The following is a 663-nucleotide window of genomic DNA, read 5'->3' as shown; positions in this document are numbered from 1 at the left end:
CGCGGCGCCGGGGCAGCAGGTCGAGCACCCCGCGCCGCTGACCCGCACCCGGCCGGTCGAGAATGTGCCGCCCGAACTGGCCCAGCTCGTCTTCCGCCTCCCCAGGACGGGACAGACGGTGATGCTCGACCAACCGGACGGATTCTATGTCGCGACCCTCACGGCCATCACCCAGCCCGACCCGGCGGCCCAGCCGATGGAGATGCAGCGCATCCGCACGGGCCTCAGCCAGTCGATGCAGGACGATATCGGCATCGCCTACGCCATGGCGCTGCAGAAATCCGCCAAACCCAAGATCAATGCCAGCGCGCTGAATACGGTCCTGTCCTCCGTGGCCGGTCCGAGCGGCGCCGGAGAGTCCAGCCCGTGACGACCGCGCCCGCTCTTTCGCCCGCCTCCGGCGGCGACGAGATCCTGTCCGCACTCGGCCAGGGACGCGCCGCGATCCTGTGGAGCGTCGAGGCCGCGGACCTGCTCACCCCGGTCTCCGCCTATATGCGCCTCGCCCGCCTGGCCGGCGCGACCGAAACCGACGCCCCGCGCAATGCCTTCCTGTTCGAAAGCGTCGAGGGCGGCGTCGCCCGCGGCCGCTACTCGGTCATCGGCCTGCTGCCCGACCTGATCTGGCGCTGCCATGGCGGCCACGCCGCGATCAACGCGACC

2 pseudogenes are annotated in these 663 nt (G+C 71.2%); both read left to right on the top strand.

The features are described from left to right. A pseudogene (locus HUK84_RS21675) lies at positions 1-370 on the top strand (peptidylprolyl isomerase); the annotation flags it as partial. Then, positions 367-663 (top strand): annotated as a pseudogene (locus HUK84_RS21670) (anthranilate synthase component I); the annotation flags it as partial. The pseudogenes HUK84_RS21675 and HUK84_RS21670, both read left to right, overlap by 4 nt.

Source organism: Nguyenibacter vanlangensis (assembly GCF_013376155.1).
In the GTDB taxonomy this organism is placed as follows: domain Bacteria; phylum Pseudomonadota; class Alphaproteobacteria; order Acetobacterales; family Acetobacteraceae; genus Gluconacetobacter; species Gluconacetobacter vanlangensis.
This window is presented reverse-complemented; position numbering and strand designations above follow the sequence as displayed.